This is a genomic window from Allobosea spartocytisi (genome assembly GCF_014764685.1).
Lineage (GTDB): Bacteria > Pseudomonadota > Alphaproteobacteria > Rhizobiales > Beijerinckiaceae > Allobosea > Allobosea spartocytisi.
The window spans coordinates 153,223-172,058 of the sequence record NZ_JACXWY010000010.1; the positions used below are offsets into that span (position 1 = coordinate 153,223).

Below are 18,836 nucleotides of genomic sequence, written 5' to 3' on the forward strand. Positions count from 1 at the left end.
ATGCGGCGCTGGATCGAGAACGCCTTCCGTCTCGGCATCAAGGAATTCGCCAGTCTGTCGCGCGATGTGGTGATGGTGGTGCTGATCGCCTACGTCTTCACCTTCGCGGTCTATTCCGAAGCCACCGCGATGCGCACGGATGTCAACGATGCCAAGGTGGCCGTCATCGACGGCGATCGCTCGACGCTCTCGGGCCGGATCAAGGACGCTCTGCGACCTCCCTATTTTCGACCGGCGGTCGAGATCGACCGCTCGAGCCTCGACGGCTTGATGGACAAGGGCGCCTTCACGTTCGTTCTCGATATCCCGCATGGTCTGGAAGCCGACTTCCTGGCCGGGCGCAGCCCAGCCATCCAGGTCAATGTCGATGCCACCAGTATCTCACAGGCGGGCGTCGGCACGGCCTATATCCAGGAAATCGTGGCGCAGGAGACGACAAGCTTCCTCAAACAGGCACCCGCCGAGACGCTCGCACCGGTCAACGCGGTCTTCCGCGCCATGTTCAATCCCAATCTCGAAGCCATCAGCTTCACCGCCAGCATGGGCGTCATCAACAATGTCACCATCCTCGCCATCATTCTGGTGGGCGCCGCGGTGATGCGCGAACGAGAGCATGGCACGATCGAGCATCTCCTGGTGATGCCGGTGAGCGCCAGCGAGATCATCGCCGGCAAGGTCTGGGCGAACGGACTGGTTATCCTGCTGGCAGCCGCATTCTCCCTTCACGTCGTCGTCGAGGTCATCCTGCGCACGCCGATCGTCGGTTCGATCGAACTGTTCCTCGCAGGGACCGCGATCTATCTGTTCGCGGTCACCTCACTTGGCATCCTGCTCGCCACGGTCGCGAACTCCATGCCGCAATTTGCGCTGCTCTCGATCCCGGTCTTCGTCCTGATGTTCCTGTTGTCCGGCTCGTTCACGCCGTTTGAGAGCATGCCGCGCGCCCTGCAGGCGATCATGGACCTGTCACCGTCGACGCATTTCGTGCGCTTCGCGCAAGCGGTGCTCTACCGCGGCGCTCGCATCGATGTCGTCTGGCGCGATCTTCTCATCATGGCCGGACTCGGCGCCGGCTTCGTGGCGATTGCCCTCTATCGCTTCAAGGCCATGCTCGCGCGCCAGTCGTGAGCATCGGCTTCAGGCGTGGTCTCAACATATGGAGGCTTGCGCGCTTTCGCCTCGCCGGCATCTATTGGCTTGCTGCCTGTTCCGGTACGAGAAGCCGGGGCAAGCGGATACAGGCCAAGAGCGTTGCCAGGACGAGCAGTGCAGCGAGCAGTAAGTTCGCATCCGGAAGGATCGGAAGGTTAAACAGCGCACCGCCTGCAACGGATCCCAAGGCCTGACCAAGGCTCGCGGCGGCGGTCATGCGGCCGAGCTGCGCGCCCTGGCTCGTCGGGATACCGAAAGAGGCCCAGTAGGTCGCTACCGGAGACAGCATGCCGGCACTTGCCGCCACCAGTGCGACCGCAACCGACATCAAGACCGATGTACTGACGAGCGAGACGATGACCAGCCCGATGGCAAGCGTCGCCAGACCGGGCGCGACGAACCAGCGCGTGAACTCCGGCTTGATGAGTGGCGAAAAAACCAAGGCCTGCACGACCGCCATCACCAGGCTGCACTCGGCGAACATGATGCCGATATGCGCGGCATCGAGACCGAGGACCTTCCCGCGTAGCGCAAGTCCGACTTCGAAGACGCCGATGGCGAGCGCCGTGACCAGTGCGATCGCCAGGAGCCGCAACATGGCGCGCCGTTCGATCCGCGCGGCGTCGTGTGTCACATCGAGGTTCTCGCGGCGTGTTCCGGAGGGAAGCAGGATTACGACCAACACCGCTGCGATAACGGCCAGCCCTGTCGCCGTGAGCAGGGGCATCGCAAGAGAGCGATCGGGTGGGAGGGCCCAGAGTCTGCCAGCGACACGCACCGCCAGCCCACCGAGCAAAGGTCCGATGAAGAAGCCGGCGGTACCGGCGATATTGATCAGCGCGAAGCGATGGGCGCGCCACTCTTTCGACGGCGCATAATCGCCGATGAGCGCATAGGCGACCGGGGTGATGGCGGCAGCGAAGAGCCCGGCGAGAAAACGGCCGAGATAGAGAAGCGGCAGGCTTTCAGTGACGGCGAAGAATGCGGTGGTCGCGGCAAAACCCAGAAGGCCGACCAGGATAATCGGTTTACGACCATATCGATCGGAGATGCGTCCCCAGACCGGAGCGCCGACGAAGATGGCGATGATATAAGCGCCCGTCAGCAACCCCGTATGCCATGACAGCGCCTGCGGCGTGCTCTCGCCGGCGATCTGCTCGATCAGGAAGGGCAGGATCGGCAAGGCAACGCCGTAACCGACTGTGATCGCAAACATTGCGATGAGCACCGTCGACAGCGCGCTCCAGCTCAAATGGGTTGCTTCAGCCGCGGCCATGCTGCTTCGAGCCCGCGTCCAATCGGCGGCCCGATCGAACAGGCAAGGTCGACATCCGCATCTTTAGAGACACAAAGGGCCGGCCCGATACGACCCGAACGCAAAACCATTCCGCACAGGCCGTCATCAGGGCTGCGAGCAACGTCTGCACCGATTTCGGCCTGGACATCGAACGTTGATGGGGTTGCTTCGTCATCATCGTTCCCTCGCTCAAGACGCCGCTTGCAAGAGCTAGGCGATGGTCAGGTCTGAATCTTTAATCCGCATCAAGTTTTGTGATGATCTCGCAATGAAGGCTGTATGGATCAGCGGGGCAGCGCCGGGCGCGAGAGACCCGATTGCGATCCGCTTGGTCCCCAAAACGTCAGCGCTGCGGATTGGCCTATTGGCTATAGAGACGCCGAAACAGCCGCTCCTGCGCGCTGTCGCGCGCCTCGCGGACGATTTCGATGGCGGTTTCCGTCTGCTTGCTGAGCGTGCGTTCGGCGGATCGCATCGGGTTGTCGGGGGACACCAGTATCCGCTTCGAGCGGACCTCGTCGGCGAGGCGCGCGACGACATGCATCCACGGCAAAAACTTTTCTGACAACAGGTAACGGCTGGTTCGCATCGGATGAAGCCATCGCAGCGCCTCGGCCGACCATGGCGTGGCCATGGCCTGAACCCACGGGCTGACGAAGTTGCTGTAGAGCGCTTCGTTTGCCTGCGACAATTGCCGCACCCGTTCGAAGACTTTGCGCGGATTGTCGAAGGCCAGGTCTTCCACGCGCCGCTCTTCGAAGGCGACGCTGTATTGCGGTTTGCGGCAGTCGGGATCGTTCGTCGGGTTGGAGATCTTCATCTCGTAGAGGCCGGGCGCAAGGTTCGCGACCTCGTCGAGGCTCTCGAGGATGGCGCGGTGCTCCAGGCGCGCGACCGATGCCGAAACGAAAATGCCGAGGTGACCGACGTGAGGATCGGTCAAGAAGACGATCCTCTGGCCCGCCTCCTTCAAGGCGTCAGTGGTCTTGTAGACGGCCTTGAGCCAGGCCAGGGCCTGATGGGGCGGGGTGATGTTGTCGCCATACGAGGCAAAGATCACCAACGGGCTCTTGAGGCTGCGCAAATCGATCTTCACTTCGTCGCCGAGGTCGAGCGTGCCTTGCTCGAGCTCGTTGCCGATGAAGAGATGGTCGACGATCTCGACCATCTCTTCCCGGCTGAAGCTGTACCAGGCGTTCCACCAGCGCTCGAACTCGAGGAACCGCTCCTCCTCGCGGTCGACATCGAGGTAGAGGTTTGCGTATTTGTCCCAGATCGCCGCCTCGGGCTTCAACGTTTCGAAATTCTGGATGAGCCAGGCGCCGTCAAAACGACCGTTTCCGAGATCGCCGACGAAGTGGGTGAGCCAGCTTCCGCCGAGCAGGCCGCCAGCGAGACGCATCGGATTTGCTCCCGACTCTCCCGCCCAATAGGAGAGGGGCGAACCATTGAGCACGATGGGACCGACAGGCGCCCGGCAATGGATCGCGACCAGCATGGCGGCCCAGCCGGCCTGGCAATTTCCGTAGAGCACGGGCTTTTTGCCGGGGTGCCTTGCGATCACCTCGTCAACGAAGTGATGCATTGCGTGCAGGACATCGACGAGCCTTTGGTGGGGGCTCGGCGCTGGAAAGAAGCTGACGAAGTAGACCGGAAACCCCTCATGCAGAGCGATACCGATTTCGGACTCGCGCTTGAAGCCGCCAATGCCGGGCCCGTGCCCGGCGCGCGGATCCATGATGATGACAGGGGGCTTGGTGTCGTCGACGCACGTATCCGCGTGCTCGGTGCCGGCGGTCGTGATCCGCAGTAGCGCATAATTCGCCGGGCGTTCGAAGCGTCTCGCATCGAGCAGCATTTCATACTGGAAAGTGAGCACCGGCGGCATACCGGCCTCCTCGTGCTCCAGCATAATGTTTGCCCGTTTTCTCAAGACGTCCCAGAACAAAACCGATCGCTGCCAGGCGTCGATCGAATAGGCCCATATTCCCGCAGGATCGAACGGCGTGCCGGCCGCCGGGGTGGACAGTGCCGGCTCGTGCCGATCAGGGTGTACGGATGGCAATACAGGAAGCGCGGCCGGCCCGGCATGGACCACTGGCGCGCTTTGCTCGCGTTCCGCAGGGATCGTGACCGGCATCGGAGGCTCCTCTAAAATGTCGCGTACCCGATCTCACGCGGCGCTGAGCATCTCGTCCTTGACGGACGTTAAAGACTTCACCGGTCGGGCGCCCCAACGCCTCATCTTAGTGCGCGCAGCCCGTGGGGCGGAGCCGTTGGCCCGTCCCCTCCGGTTGCGCCAAAATGACAGCCGAGAGGCCAGCCATCCTTTTGAGGCCAGTCGAAGCCCCTTACCCGTGCCTGCGGTAGAAGCGCAGGAACTGCGCATTGATCGCGACGATGATCGTGCTCGCCGACATGAAGACAGCAGCCACCGCCGGGGTCATCAGGAAGCCGGTGCCGAAGGTAATGCCGGCGGCCATCGGGATCGCCACGGTGTTGTAACCCGTCGCCCAGATGAGGTTCTGCACCATCTTGCGATAGGTGGCCCGAGACAGGCCGAGGATGGCCGCGACGTCGCGCGGATCGCTCTTGACGAGCACGACATCCGCCGACTCGACGGCAACGTCGGTGCCGGCGCCGATGGCAACGCCGAGGTCCGCCTGAACAAGGGCCGGCGCGTCGTTGACGCCGTCGCCCACCATCGCCACCGAAAGCCCGCGGGCCTGCAGCTCCTTGATCTTGTCCGACTTCTGGTCGGGCAGAACCTCCGCGAAATATTCGGCGATACCGAGTTCCTTCGATACGCTTTCGGCGACGCCCTTTGCGTCGCCCGTCAACATGACCGGCTTGATGCCAAGCCGCGTCAGTTCCGCGATCGCGTCCTTGGATTCCGGCCGGACGATGTCGGCGAGCGCGAAGAGCGCACGCGGCTCGCCATCGCGCAGCAGCGCCACCACGGTCTTGCCCTGAGCCTCGAGCTGCTTGAGCTTCTCGTTGGTGATGGGCTTGCCTTGCCGGGCGAGATGACCGGGGCTGACGATATGGATGTCTTGGCCGTCGACCTTGGCGACGATGCCCTCGCCCGTGATATTGCTCACCTCGCTGGCCTTCGGAATGGTCAGATTCCTGCGCTTGGCCTCGGCGACGATGCCGTGAGCGATGGGGTGTTCGGACTGGTTTTCGGCTGCCGCGGCAAAAGCGAGTTCCGCGTTTTCGTCGCTGCCTGCCAGCAGCACGATGTCGCTGACCCCGAAACGTCCTTCCGTCAGCGTGCCGGTCTTGTCGAGCACGACAGCGTCGAGATTGCGCGCCCTCTCGAACGCCGCCCGATCGCGGATCAGAAGGCCATTGCTGGCGCTGAGCGATGTGCTGACGGCGACCACGAGAGGAACCGCAAGGCCAAGCGCGTGCGGGCACGCCACGACCATGACGGTGACCATGCGCTCAAGCGCGAATTCGAGTGGGGCTCCAAGCCAGAACCACCAGACGAACAGCGTTCCGAAGCCCACGACCAGAGCGATGTAGGTCAGCCAGGCCGCCGCCCTGTTGGCGATATCCTGCGTGCGCGAGCGCGTCGCCTGCGCCTTCTTCACGAGATCGATGACTTGGGCGAGATAGGTCGCATCTCCGGTCTTGGTCACCTTGATGGTGACGGCGTTTGCGCCATTGATGGCGCCGCCGATTGCCGTTGCACCGACCGTCTTGGTGACGGGACGCGATTCACCCGTCAGCATCGCTTCGTTGAAGCCTGACGATCCCTCGATGATCTCGCCGTCGACCGGCACCTTGGCGCCGGGACGAACGATGACATGGTCGCCGGGCTTGAGTTCGGAGATCGGCACGTCGTGCGTCGTGCCGTCGGCGTCGATGCGGGTGGCGCTATCGGGCAGGAGGCGAACCAGCTCTTCCAGCGCGCGCGAAGCGCCCATGACCGAGCGCATCTCGACCCAGTGGCCGAGCAGCATGATGGCAATGAGGGTGACGAGCTCCCAGTAGAATGCTTCGCCTGGGAAGCCAAAGGTCACCGCTGCTGAGAAGAAATAGGCGGCCGAGATGGCCATCGCGATCAGCGTCATCATACCGGGCTGCCCCTTGCGCAGCTCGGAGAAGAAGCCGGTGAGGAAAGGCCACCCGCCGTAGAGATAGGCGATGGTCGAGAGCGCGAAGAGGACGAGACCATCACCTCGGAAGGACAGGACGTCCGTCAGACCGAGGTAATGCCGGATCATCGGCGAGAGGAGCAGGACCGGAGGCGTCAGAACCAGGGTGACCCAGAACCGGCGGCGGAAGTCCGCGACCATGGCCCCGTGGTCATGACCAGCATGCTCCGAATGGCTGGATCCGGCCGCCGCGACGATCTTCGCGCCGCCATGACCGGCCTGGTGCGCCGCTTCAGCGCCCGCGTGCCGATGATGGTCGTGGTGGTCGTGATGGGAGGTCATTCTTCCTCGTCCGTCAGGTGGCCCGGCCTGAGGTTGGATTGGGCAGGGCGATAGAATTCTGTGCCGCGCTGACCATAGACTGGAAGCGACAACGTCCTGATCACAAACCTCGCCGCCGCGTGCCTTGAAATCTTTAATCCAGATCAAGTTCTGGCCGCGCGTCGGTCCCCAACTCCAGATAGGTCCGAGGCGGACCGTTTGCGCAGGGCACTATTCGGATTTGATGAGTGTCCCGGCGTTGCCCTCGAGGATCGCGCGGGCATCGTCCAGCCGTCCAATGCCAGCAACGCGACCGGGCGCGTTGGCAAACTGACAGGCCGCCTCCACCTTCGGCCCCATAGAGCCGGGCGGGAATTGATACGCCGCGAGCTCGGCGGGTTGCGTCCGTCGAACGGGGCGTTGCTGCGGTGTGCCCCACTCGAGATAGACGGCATCGACGTCCGTCAGCATGAGGAATGCGTCGGCAGCAAGGTCTGCGGCGAGCAGTCCGGCGGCGCGATCCTTGTCGATGACAGCCTCGACACCTTGAAAAGTGCCGGAGGGGTCACGGACGACGGGAATGCCGCCGCCGCCCGCGCAGATCGTCACGACTTTCGCGGAGACCAGCATGCGGATCACCTCGATCTGGACGATCCGCCGGGGCAAAGGGGAGGCAACAACGCGACGCCACCGGCCTGGCGCTTCTTCAAGCATGGGCCAGCCATGTGCCGTGCGGGCATTCTCGGCCTCCCGTGCGTCATACACTGGACCGATCGGCTTCTCGGGACGGCCGAATGCGGGGTCGTCGCGCGCCACCTCGATGTGCGTCAGCAACGTGGCAAGTCGGGTGGCGGGAGGAAGGACGTTGGTCAGTTCCTGCTCGATCATATAGCCAATCATGCCGATGCTCTCGGCGCTGATGACGTCGAGGGGATAAGGGGGCACCTCTTTCAACGCTGCGGCCTGGAGGGCGAGCAAACCGACTTGCGGGCCGCTTCCATGGGCTACGATAATATCGTGGTCGGTGGCGAGATCGGCCAGCGCCGCGGCCGCCTTCCTCACATTGGCGCGCTGAGCCTCGGCGCTCATCGGCTCGCCGCGCTTCAGAAGCGCATTACCCCCAAGTGCAACAACAACGCGCATGGTTAGCCCCGCACCGGGCCGCAGACGCATGCGACGAGGCGCGTTTCGGCATGGGCTTGCAAGGCACCGCTCTGGTCCCGTCCGATTGCCACATCCTCATGCATCAAACTGCCCTCTACGTCTTCACCTCCCGGGCTCCGTCCATGTCCACGACCATCGTCGCTGGCCCGCACTCTCCGAAGCCCGATACCACTCACAAGGCTGGCCGCGTCTTAGCCCCAGACGCCGATAGGACCGCCCAATCTCGCGGTCGAGGCGATGGCGATCCTTGATCGAAGTTAAGTTCGTCGATGCTGGCTCGTTCTACTGTGAACCCGAGCTGGAATCGAGGTCATCGCCGACCGGCGCCTGGGTCGAGAAATCGGATGGCCGCGATGCTTTCGGCGGAAACAGTTCGACGAGGACATGGCAATGCAGCCCAAGTTGCGAGCGATGGTGACTTTCGCGTTCCTGCTCGTGCCGAGCCTCGCTGTTGCGCAGCACGACTCGCACCATGACGGCGCGGCAACGGGTCAGCCCGCGCCGCCGGCGGCTGCGGCGCCATCGCAGCAATGCGCGCCGATGATGGGTATGATGCAGGGTATGATGGCCGAGCACATGTCGGCATGCATGGCGGCGCTGCCAAAAGCTTCGCAAGCCTACATGCGGGCGATGATGGGCATGCACATGCCGATGATGGAAGCGGTGCAGGCCAAGGACCCGGATGTCGCTTTCGTCAAAGGCATGATTGGGCATCACCAGGCCGCCATCGACATGGCGCGGGCCGTCCTTGAATACGGATCGGATCAGCCGGCGAAAGCCCTCGCGCAGGACATCATCGCGAGCCAGGAGGCCGAAATCGCTCGCATGCGCGCGTGGCTCAAGCAGCGTGGCGAATAGGTCGGGAGCGCCTGCGCGCGTCGCGTTTCGGGACCGGCGCGCGATCGGGATGGGCTCGTGATCGGAGAGGTCGAATGGTTGCTCGGATATGGCGGCGCTGCGCTGGTGTTTTGATCACAATCGCTCTCGCGCTTGGCCCTGCGCTCGCGGATGATGGCTATCGCAACGCAGATGGGCTGGCCGTCTATCTCGGTATTGTGCCGGCAGCTGTCGTCCACGGCCATCCGACGACGCATGCGGAGAGCACGATGCACGGCGGCGCCGGAACAGCAGGCCATCAGCAGCATATCGTGGTCGCGGTGTTCGATGCGCGATCAGGCGCGCGTGTGGAGAACGCCCAGGTGTCGGCCAGGATCGGCGGCCTGGGTCACGTCGGTGAACAATCCGTTCGGCTTGATCCCATGAAAATCGCGAACACGATCACCTATGGAGGATTCGTCACCCTTCCCGGAAACGATCGCTACGACATTGTGGTCGACATAGCCATTCCCGGCCGATCACGCCCGGTCTCGGTGACTTTCTCCAGCGATCACATCCAATAAGGACGGCCGTGAGCGCGCCACCCTGATTGGCAACCACTTCGTTGGATTCGCTTCAATCAAACGGCAAAACACGACGGCTGTAACAACATGCTGCTGTTCTGCGAATTCGATATGTCGCCGGTCGCAGGCGCTTCGGCAGACCGATCGAAACATTGCCGAGTCGACAGGCTGATGTCGTTGGGTTCGGACCGTTCGAAGTCCAGCGACTCGATCTTGGGCTGGAGGCGCCCGTGGTTTGGAAACGCGTACGAACGGAAGAGCTGATCAGCAGGCTGGCGGCGGATCTCAGGCCTCGCCACGTTGAACAGCGCATTCGATCCCGCCGGCTGTGGACGGTTGCTATTGCCATCGCCTTGCCGTTGCTCGCGCTGGGGCGGCCGCTTCGTACTGATATCGCCTATGAAATTGCGGATCCGATGTTCGTTGCTTCGGTCGCGACCTCAGCACTGATCTTCATCACAGGTCTCCTGGCGATCGTCATGCTCCGCCGCCCGGGGCGCTCTCGGTATTGGCTCCTCATGCCGCTGGTCGCCTTGGCGCTCTGGGTTGTCATGGAATTGACCAGCGGCGCCCTCGAGGTTGTCCGGGAGGGATGGCACGCCTTTGGCTTTGAAAGCAGCCCGCAATGTCCATTGTTCATCGGAATCGTCGGAGTCCCGATGTTTCTGGCCATGCTTAGCTTGAGTCGTCTCGGTCTCATGGTGTGGAGAGGACCGATTGCTGTCATCGCCGCTCTGTCGAGCTTTTCCCTTCCTGCGACCATCCTCAACCTGCTTCACGGTCTCGACACCAGCGCGATGGTACTGCTTTGGCACCTCAGTGCGGTGGTTGTCTTCGCCGGCGCGGCCGTCGTTCTGTTCAGGCAGCGTATTCCGCGCATCCTCTATGAATGGCTCGCTTTGTAGTGGCTGGCGCGGCGAAGGCGATCGATACGCTCGGTAGCGTGCACACCATTGCTGATCGATGCACAGTCGTTCAACTGACCGTCACGCAAGAGGTCTCGCGGGGGGGGCTTCGCACTCTTGCGTCGTGCCGCTGACGCCCCGCAAGCGGCGCTCTTCGCGCTCGATGTAGCCCCGCGTGAGCGGCACCGCGTCCTGCTTTCTGGCAATCTGGATTTGAAACACCATCATCCCTTGATAGCGGAAGGCAAGTTCGGAGACGCCGAGATAGTACTCCCACAGGCGGGCGAAGCGTTCATCGAAGAGTTCGACCGCCTCCGCACGGCGGGCGAGAAACCGCTCCCGCCAATGTCTGAGCGTTTCGGCATAATGCAAGCGCAGGATCTCAATGTCGGTGATGACGAGCCCGGCCCGCTCGATCGCGGGAAGGACCTCGGAAAGCGATGGAATGCAGCCGCCGGGAAAGATGTACTTGGCGATCCACGGATTGGTGAAACCGGGCTCGTCTGACCGGCCGATCGAGTGAAGGAGAAGCACACCTTCGTCATCGAGCAGGTCGCGGCATTTCCGGAAAAACGCATCATAGTGATTGACGCCGACGTGTTCGAACATGCCCACGGACACGATCCGATCGAAACGTTCGCCGACGTCCCTGTAGTCCTGCGATCGAAAGTCGAGACGACCGGGATCCGCGGCGCTGGCGGCGCGTGCCCTGGCGAATTCGAGTTGTTCGGCCGAAAGGGTGATCCCGGTGACGTGTGCATCGAAGGCCTCAGCGAGGTAGAGCGCAAGGCCGCCCCAGCCGCAGCCGATGTCAAGCACCCGCGCATTCCGATTGGGGAGCAGCTTGGCCGCGATGTGCCGCTTCTTGGCCTGCTGGGCCTCGTCCAATGACATGTCTGCGCGTTCGAAGTAGGCGCAGCTATACTGCATGTCCTCGTCGAGGAAGAGCTCGTAGAGCTTCCCGCTAAGATCGTAGTGATGAGCGACGTTTCGCCTCGATCGCCTGCGGCCGTTCTTCTGCGCAAGCCGGCGGAGAACGAAGCGCAGGCCGGCCAGCATCTTGGTGGTGATCGGCGCCGCGCCATTGTGGTTTTGGGACAAAAGCAGCTCAAGGAACTGCGTGATAGTGCCCTGTTCGATGATGAGGTCGCCGTCGACGAAGGCTTCGCCAAGACGCAGCTCCGGATCGAGCAGGACGCGCCGCTGCGCCGTCGCTGTTCTGAAGCGGACCTTGACGGCCAATCCAGCTCCGTCGCCGAAGGTCCTGGCAACGCCATTGGCGGTTGTTATTGTGAGGCTTCCGGTTTTGACGAGACGACGGAGAGTTCTGAAAACAAGGGCATCCATGGCCGGGCTTTCTCAGTCGATTGACGCGAAGCCCGACTAGAATGCGTGCGAACCGGCGGCAGACTTTAACGTGGATTGAATAGACGGGGCTGCGAGGTCATCGACGCTGACTGCCGGACGACGACCGCGACTTGCGATCACCCGCTTGCATTGATGCGCTGGCCAGACAGGCGCGGAATGAAGGCCGGTACGTCTCGCATATAGCGCGCGTAGGCGTCGCCGAATTCGGCCAGGGATTCCCGCTCTTCATGCTTGGAAAGCCGCCAATACATGAACACCAGGACGGGGAACATGGCCAGCGTGAGCAAGGTCGGCCATTGCAGCAGGAAGCCGAACATGACCAGCACGAAACCGACATATTGCGGATGCCGAATTCGCGCGTAGATGCCCGTCGTTGCCAGCCTGTGCTGTCGTTGCGCTTGATAGAGCGCGTTCCAGCCGGCGGAGATCAGAATGAAGCCGCCGCCGATGAAGACAAAGCTGAGAATGTGGAACGGGCCGAAATGGGGATTGGCGCGCCAGCCGAACAGCTCTTCGAGCAGGTGACCGGCGTCGTGCGAAAACCAATCGACACCTGGATAGCGCGATTGCAGCCATCCCGAGAGCAGATAGATCGTGAGGGGAAAGCCGTACATCTCGGTGAAGAGCGCGATGATGAAGGCGCTGAAGGCGCCGAACGAGCGCCAGTCCCGAGGAGTCGACGGCTTGAAGAAGCTGAACGCGAAGAAGATGAAGACGATCGAGTTCAGGACAACAAGGGACCAGAGACCATAGGCCGGAATACTGTCGTGCATGGGCGCGCTCCGCTGAAATGATCAATGCTGATGCGGTGATTGACCGGGCGGGGATTGAGCCGGAGGCGACGGTGCGTCGGCTTCCCTGCCATGCCCGCCGTGGCCACCATGCTTTCCGTGCATGAACACGTGCAGGAGCGGGCAAGCAAGGATGATGAGGAAGGGCAGCCAGCCCAAGAGATGCGCGCGATGTTCCGTGATCAGGTAGAAAGCGGCGATCGCCAGGAAGCCGTAGAGCGCAATATTCGCCGCGCTAATGCGGCTCGGCCGTTGTTGTTGATGGTCCATGTGGTTGGTGTGCGGTTCCATGACGGCCTCGCCGGATTAAATGACCTTGCCAAATGACGTTGGGCATAGTCCTTACCCGGAGGGTCGAAGGGCCGCTGCCGTGAGGAGTTTGGCAAATCGCGCTTCTGCTCACGGGCGAACGGTGGGCGCTCCCAAGGGGCGCGTCTTTAATCTCGGTTAAAGTGTTGCCGCCGTCGCCGGCGAGGAAAGTACGAGGCTGACGCTAATGCCGGTCGGTTCGGCGCGGTCGACGCGGTCGGGGCCCCGTGACCGCCGGCGCGTATCGAGGGCGTCTCGGGCCTTGGGGTGATGATTCCGCCGGAGGGTCGATATCTGCACCGTGTAGAGAGGTCGCGGCGGGCAAGCCGTCGAATTCGCGCGCTAGGCTTGCCACGGAGCGGGCGCACGATCCGACGCGAACGTCGATCCCGCATTCAACGAGGCGGTCGCGTTCGGCTGCCGCGATAAAGCCGCAGACGAGCCTCGTCGCACCGCTCCCGAGGATGAGAGCGCAGATGGAATCATTGGTTCGCTCGCGGTTCGGCCGGAACTCTCGAACCGGCGTAAGCGGATCGATCAAGAGTAGGCCATCGCACTTGGCGAAGAACGGACTCAGCAGGGTTCTCTGTCGGCTGCGCGAGACGAGCAGCGCGACCCCGCGCGTTCGTTCTGTCGGCGTCGGGTCTATCGTTGGCATTTCCGATCCGCAGGACATGTCCTCATGCACTTTGTGGGCATGGGCGATCAATTCGCACTTTAATCTCGATCAAACATGGATCGAACAGCGACGATGGCCATCTGGTTGCATCACGATGGCACTGTGCGAGCGCAGACGCGGCGCGCAGAGCGCCCAACTCCTTGATCTGAGTCAATACTTATTTCCCCAGAGTATGATCGGCTCTACCCGTCGGCATCTTTCGTGGCGTGCGTAGGTCTCGTTTCCCTCGGCGCCTGAGGCGGCGCGACCGACGACGGAAAGCCTGTAGGGGCGAGCCTATGCTCAGGGTCCTGGCACTGCTGATCTTCTGCACGGTGTCCTTGCTGACGCAAGGAGCGCCAGCGGAGGCTCATGCGGGTCATGCAAGCCAGGTCCGGTCGCAGAGCCAAGCAAACTCGGTTCAGCTTCTTGTCGCTCCGTCGTCGGATGAAAGCGGTTGCCCGGTCTCCAATGGGCGCTGCTGCAAAAGCATGTGCGCCATGTGCTATCTGCCGATGCCGCCTCAGCACGAGGGATTCGTGGCCATTCGGCTGGACTCCTCGACTTTGCTGCCATCGCGCGAGGATCTCGCGCGGCTCATCGTGCTTGGCAGAGACCCTCCCATACCGCGTCCTCTCGATCTCTGACGGTCCTCCAGCCGGCGTGTAGCCCGATTTTCGTCCGGGGACACGCCTGAGCTTGGCGGCGCCGCACTGAGCGACTCGGCGTGCTGTCGCCGACGGTCATCAGGGACATTTCTCAACGAAGGATTGACGGGCTGCGTGAGCAGCCGCCGCAACGGGCTCGGAGCCCGGGAGGTGTAATGTGAGCTTGGATCGAGCGTCTTTAACAGAAAAGGCAGCCCGGTCGCTCCGCCGCGACGATTGGGGAACCGTCGAGCGCGAGCGGAATGGACTGGTTTTACGTGAGTTGTCATTGGCCGACGCGAGCCGCTGGGACTGCGCGCGGGGCGATGAGTTGATCCGGCGCCGGGGGAGCCGTCAGGAAACACAAAACGGCGGACCGCAGGGCACGGCGGCCGGCGCCGCGTTGCCGGTCGAGCAGCATCGGCTGATCCCGCGTTATCACTCCGGTGACCGCAAGATCGAGGCGGGGCGCGACCTGTTCAGCATAGGCTGGACGGGCAAGTCGGTGTTCAACCTCCTCGACGGCTGGGTGGCGGTCTACACGCTGCTCGAGGACGGCCGGCGGCAGATCGTCCAGTTCGCGCTGCCGGGCGCAATCCTGGGTATTCTGCCGTCGAGGCGTGGGCCGGCAACGGTAGGCGCACAAGCTTTGACCGATGTGACGGTTTCGGTGATACCGGCATCCGTCCTGACTTCGCAAGCGCGCACCGATCCGGAAATCTGCCTGCGGCTGGTTCGGTCTCTGGCCCGCGATTGCAGTCTGGCATTCGACCACCTGACCAGTATTGGGCGACGGTCGGCCCGCGGACGGGTGGCGCATCTGCTCCTCGAGCTCTTCACTCGCTACCGCGCACAATGGCCGGGCAATCGTATTGAAGAGATGTCGTTGCCGCTGACGCAAGAACAGATCGGTGACGCTACTGGCTTGACGTTCGTCCATGTAAACCGTGTCCTGAGCGCGATGCGCAAGGAGGGGATCGTGCAATTTCACTATCGCAGATTGCGAATATTGGACCCGGATCGCCTGATAGAAGTTGCGGGTGTCGACCCGGAAACGGCGGCGGGCTGGCTTGAACGACGGCCATGGACGTAGCGTCTTCTGACCGTGGTGTCTCTCATCGAGGCGACACCATAGGCACCGTTGGCTCGTGCGGTTGAGACGGACCTCGACCCTCGACGCGATCCGAACCGACGTGCGCGCGCCGGTGGGACACCGACGGCGTCGGATTGCGCCTGCGGGCCGAGCTGTGATTAATGAGCTCCGGATCGCGGATCAATGCCTTCGGCCGAAGATGGACCGGTACTGCGAAGAGGGCAGTACCGATATGGGCGGGCGCTCCTTAATCGAGATTAAAGATGCCCTGCCTGCGGTAGGCCAGAATTGCTTTGGACACGGCGGAGGATAGCGGCGAAGCAACTTCACGCCGAGCACTGCCGATGCCTCGTGTCAGGCCCCAAAGCAGGAGTGATCGAAATGAGCGCCTCATCTGTCGACGAAATCAAGACAAGAAGCTCCAAGCCTTCGCCGGCGAATGCCTCGTCCTGTTGCGGCGGGGATGCGAAGGCGCAGGCTGCGGTGCATCCGCACGCCCACGGTTCCTGCGCGAGCGAGGACCACGCGGCCACGCATTCGACGACGACAACTGGGGCTGGCGGTCAGAGCCATTCCAGTGCAGGTCATCATCGGAAGACGTCTGGCTGTTGCGGCAGCTGAGCCATCGGGCGGTTGAGGGTGACGATCAATCGTGATTGGCGACGTGCGGCGACGTGATCTCCGAACGTTCGTCGGCGAACCACGCCGCCCTCGATCGACCGGCCTCCTTCGGCGCCGGCCACGCTGGGGATGGACGATGGCCAAGCTCACGAATGTCATCCCCACCCTGGCGTCCTTCAGACCGCCCGAGCAGCTGCGATCGCGGCGTGTGCGACATACCTCCACGACAGGATTTGCAGATGAGCAAGAACGACAAGAAAGATAAAAAAGAAAAGCGCGAAGCCGCCCGAAAAACACTTCACGATCTCCAGGTCGATCTGTCGCGATTGCAAAAGCACGTCATAAAATCGGGCAAGAAGATTCTGGTGATTTTCGAAGGACGAGACGCCTCGGGCAAAGATGGGACGATCAAACGGATCGTCGAGCATCTTAGTCCACGGGAGACCCGCGTCGTCGCGCTCGGCACACCATCTGACCGCGATCAGAAGTCCTGGTATTTCCAGCGTTGGGTGCCGCATTTACCGGCGAGTGGGGAAATCGTTCTATTCAATCGCAGTTGGTATAATCGCGCCGGCGTCGAGCGGGTGATGGGGTTTTGCAGCAATGAGGAATATGATGAATTCCTCACGACGGCGCCGTTGTTCGAACAGCTCCTCGCCCATTGTGGCGTTACCATCCTCAAATATTACCTGGATATATCGCGAACCGAGCAAAAAAGTCGGCTGAAGGATCGACGAGACGACCCGCTGAAGCAGTGGAAGCTCAGTCCGATCGACGATACGGCGACAAAGCACTGGGATGATTATAGCGCAGCCCGCAACGAGATGCTGGCGCGCACGCACACGCCCTTCGCGCCGTGGACCGTGGTGCGCGCGGACGACAAATCAGAGGCTCGCCTCAACATCATCCGAGACCTTCTCACGCGTTTCGAGTTCGGAGGAAAGGACCGCGCGCGGGATCTGCCCGATCCGAATGTGGTGTTCCCCTACGATAAGGCTGCTCTTACGAATGGACAAATTGCCGAGTGAAGGAATAATCGCCGCTTTCGGCGCTCTCCCCGACACGGCGTTACCGCACAGCATTATTCCTGTAGTTTGTTCACTGAGGACGCTCCGATGATGGACCACTCGTACATGATGATCGGTTACTGGTCACAGTGGCACTGGATCGTTTTTGTCTTGTTTGCTGCCATAGTGATTTTTCCTATTGGTCGGATCTTGACTCGACTTGGATATTCGCCACTTTGGTCGATTCTCGCTTTCGTGCCGATCGCAAATCTGGTGGGATTGTGGATTGTGGCGCTGGGAGAATGGCCGGGGACGGGGCCAAGTACCCGCTGACGCGAGCGCCCTAGTCTTACTGCGTCATAAAACTGATTGATGAGGAAGGCTTGATCGGGCGCAGCAAGGACATCGGAGCAGGGTGCGAGCGAGGGCGACGGTGATCTGGCGGTGGACTGTGGCGATCGAACTGAGAACGTGCCGCTCTGGTCGGATCGGCGGCTGCGTGGGATCGTGAACCGCGGGAAACGGGAGATTTCTGGCCGCCCCGCGCGCCGGCTGGTGCCGAGGGGGAAATCGCCTCCCGCTCGGAGATGAGGAATCCGTAAGCCGCGATGCAGAGGCTGGCGTGATGGTGAAAGCCTCGCCATCCTCGGCCCTCATAGTGGCCGAGGCCAAGTTCCTGCTTGAGTTCGCGATAATCGCGCTCGATGCGCCAGCGCAGCTTGGCCATGGCCACGAGGTCACGCAGCGGCGTATCGGCGGGAAGCGTGGAAAGCCAGTATTTGAGCGGTTCTGCGTCGCCCTGGGGCCATTCGATCAGCAGCCACTCTTCGGCGCGCGGTTTCGTGAGATTGTAATCGCGCGAGGCGGGTCGCAGGCGCATGGCAGCAAAGCGCGAGGCGAGATCGAAGTTCGACCCTTCACGCCAGGTGACGCTCTGCCAGGCATCGGCCGGCAGTTCCTGCGCCAGCGCCTTGGCCGAGAGCGGCTTGTGATCACGGCTGCGCCGCATCAGCGAGGGCGGGCGGCCGGTTCCGCTCCAGGCTTTCGGCGGCAGCGGCTCCTCGCCTGGGCGCCAGACGCTCAAGGTCGGCTGCACGCCCACGACATAGTCGAGACCGAGTTGAGACAGGTTGGACCGGAAGGCGCCGTCGGCGCCATAGCCCGCATCGGCGAGGATCACGCCCGCCGGCGTGCCCGTCGCGACCGCAGCACGGATCTGGTCGAGGGCGATCTGCGGCTTCGTCTGGAAGCCGATCCCCTCCGGGATTCTCGCCTTACGTCGAAGCTCGTGATCCTGCGCCCACGCTTCCGGCAGATAGAGCCGCCACGCGACCGGCAGGCTCGCCTTCTCGTTGGCGATCGAGAGGCTCACCGCCACCTGGCAATTGTCCTGCTTGCCGAGCTGGCCGCAATATTGGCGCGTGACGCCGACCGAGTGCGTGCCCTTCTTCGGGAAGCCGGTGTCGTCGATGATCCATGCGGTGATCGGGCCACCGCGATCGATCATGCGTGGAAGCACCCAGTCGCGAACCCTTGCGATCAGCGCATCATCCGACCAGGGCGCCTGTCCCACGAAATGAAGCAGCGACTGATGCTGGGCCGAAACCCGCGCCGGCGCCGTCACCGCCGCCAGCGGCTCGACACTCTTGCGCGACACCGGCATCATCAGTCGCAGGCAATAGTCCCGAAGTGGTTCGGCGCGATCGGCATGACCGATGACTTCAATCAGCGCGGCAACATAGGCATCGAAGCCCGTGCGCCCGCTGCTCCCCAATTCGTCCATCGCGCCCATCCACTACCGTGAATCGGCAGCCTATCACCTCCGCGAGACGAGCGAATCCCCCCAACTTCCCGCTTTGTGACTCAGTAAGACTAGGCCTCGTGGACAAAGCTTGACCTGAGACACGCGGATTGATTCAAGGCTTCTTTTTGGAGGAAGCCTTGGGCGAGCGGATCGGTCTGACGGACGAGGAATGGGCGTTGATTGGGCCTTTGCTGCC

15 protein-coding genes are annotated in these 18,836 nt (G+C 62.4%); 7 read left to right on the forward strand and 8 right to left on the reverse strand.

The genetic code is table 11. From position 1 onward, the window contains the following. The gene (locus IED13_RS17190; RefSeq protein WP_191124854.1) at positions 1 to 1,128 is read left to right on the forward strand and encodes an ABC transporter permease; all 1,128 of its coding nucleotides are present in this window, start codon (positions 1 to 3) and stop codon (positions 1,126 to 1,128) included. A 61-nt stretch (positions 1,129 to 1,189) separates the two neighbouring features. On the opposite strand, the gene IED13_RS17195 is transcribed toward IED13_RS17190, so the two are convergent. The 4 genes from IED13_RS17195 to arcC all read right to left on the reverse strand — a co-directional run bounded on the left by IED13_RS17195 (position 1,190) and on the right by arcC (position 8,016). Continuing rightward, positions 1,190 to 2,428: an MFS transporter gene (locus IED13_RS17195; RefSeq protein ID WP_248312633.1), complete on the reverse strand. Its 1,239-nt coding sequence runs from the start codon at positions 2,426 to 2,428 to the stop codon at positions 1,190 to 1,192. A 382-nt stretch (positions 2,429 to 2,810) separates the two neighbouring features. Further along, a complete protein-coding gene (locus IED13_RS17200) occupies positions 2,811 to 4,589 on the reverse strand; it encodes a DUF3141 domain-containing protein (protein WP_191124855.1) in 1,779 nt (592 codons plus the stop codon). A 211-nt stretch (positions 4,590 to 4,800) separates the two neighbouring features. Then, a complete protein-coding gene (locus IED13_RS17205) occupies positions 4,801 to 6,894 on the reverse strand; it encodes a heavy metal translocating P-type ATPase (RefSeq protein ID WP_191124856.1) in 2,094 nt (697 codons plus the stop codon). A 210-nt stretch (positions 6,895 to 7,104) separates the two neighbouring features. After that, positions 7,105 to 8,016 (reverse strand): carbamate kinase, encoded by a 912-nt coding sequence (gene arcC / locus IED13_RS17210; RefSeq protein WP_191124857.1) that lies wholly within the window; start codon positions 8,014 to 8,016, stop codon positions 7,105 to 7,107. Between the two features lie 411 nt (positions 8,017 to 8,427). Between arcC and copM the strand changes: the two genes are divergently transcribed. The 3 genes from copM to IED13_RS17225 all read left to right on the forward strand — a co-directional run bounded on the left by copM (position 8,428) and on the right by IED13_RS17225 (position 10,342). Beyond that, positions 8,428 to 8,895 carry a CopM family metallochaperone gene (copM, locus tag IED13_RS17215; RefSeq protein WP_191124858.1) on the forward strand — a complete coding sequence of 156 codons (468 nt, stop codon included), beginning with the start codon at positions 8,428 to 8,430 and terminating at the stop codon, positions 8,893 to 8,895. Positions 8,896 to 8,969: 74 nt separating this feature from the next. Further along, on the forward strand, positions 8,970 to 9,437 hold the full coding sequence (locus IED13_RS17220) for a hypothetical protein (RefSeq protein WP_191124859.1): 468 nt from the start codon (positions 8,970 to 8,972) through the stop codon (positions 9,435 to 9,437). A gap of 230 nt (positions 9,438 to 9,667) precedes the next feature. Next, entirely contained in the window at positions 9,668 to 10,342 is a 675-nt protein-coding gene (locus tag IED13_RS17225; RefSeq protein ID WP_191124860.1) for an NrsF family protein, read from the forward strand. A gap of 81 nt (positions 10,343 to 10,423) precedes the next feature. Here IED13_RS17225 and IED13_RS17230 read toward each other — a convergent pair whose 3' ends face one another. The 3 genes from IED13_RS17230 to IED13_RS17240 all read right to left on the reverse strand — a co-directional run bounded on the left by IED13_RS17230 (position 10,424) and on the right by IED13_RS17240 (position 12,792). Then, the gene (locus IED13_RS17230; protein ID WP_191124861.1) at positions 10,424 to 11,689 is read right to left on the reverse strand and encodes an SAM-dependent methyltransferase; all 1,266 of its coding nucleotides are present in this window, start codon (positions 11,687 to 11,689) and stop codon (positions 10,424 to 10,426) included. A 137-nt stretch (positions 11,690 to 11,826) separates the two neighbouring features. Then, entirely contained in the window at positions 11,827 to 12,483 is a 657-nt protein-coding gene (locus tag IED13_RS17235) for a methyltransferase family protein (RefSeq protein ID WP_191124862.1), read from the reverse strand. A 21-nt stretch (positions 12,484 to 12,504) separates the two neighbouring features. Beyond that, positions 12,505 to 12,792, reverse strand: a complete 288-nt coding sequence (locus IED13_RS17240; RefSeq protein WP_191124863.1) for a DUF2933 domain-containing protein — start codon at positions 12,790 to 12,792, stop codon at positions 12,505 to 12,507. A gap of 1,501 nt (positions 12,793 to 14,293) precedes the next feature. Here IED13_RS17240 and IED13_RS17245 point away from each other — a divergent pair. From IED13_RS17245 to IED13_RS17255, 3 genes are all read left to right on the forward strand, one after another. Beyond that, on the forward strand, positions 14,294 to 15,208 hold the full coding sequence (locus IED13_RS17245) for a Crp/Fnr family transcriptional regulator (protein WP_260368494.1): 915 nt from the start codon (positions 14,294 to 14,296) through the stop codon (positions 15,206 to 15,208). Between the two features lie 860 nt (positions 15,209 to 16,068). Beyond that, positions 16,069 to 16,857, forward strand: a complete 789-nt coding sequence (ppk2, locus tag IED13_RS17250) for a polyphosphate kinase 2 (protein WP_191124864.1) — start codon at positions 16,069 to 16,071, stop codon at positions 16,855 to 16,857. An 87-nt stretch (positions 16,858 to 16,944) separates the two neighbouring features. Further along, positions 16,945 to 17,169 (forward strand): hypothetical protein, encoded by a 225-nt coding sequence (locus tag IED13_RS17255; protein WP_191124865.1) that lies wholly within the window; start codon positions 16,945 to 16,947, stop codon positions 17,167 to 17,169. A gap of 16 nt (positions 17,170 to 17,185) precedes the next feature. On the opposite strand, the gene IED13_RS17260 is transcribed toward IED13_RS17255, so the two are convergent. Continuing rightward, positions 17,186 to 18,619, reverse strand: a complete 1,434-nt coding sequence (locus IED13_RS17260) for an IS701 family transposase (RefSeq protein ID WP_404801895.1) — start codon at positions 18,617 to 18,619, stop codon at positions 17,186 to 17,188. Positions 18,620 to 18,836 lie beyond the last annotated feature (217 nt).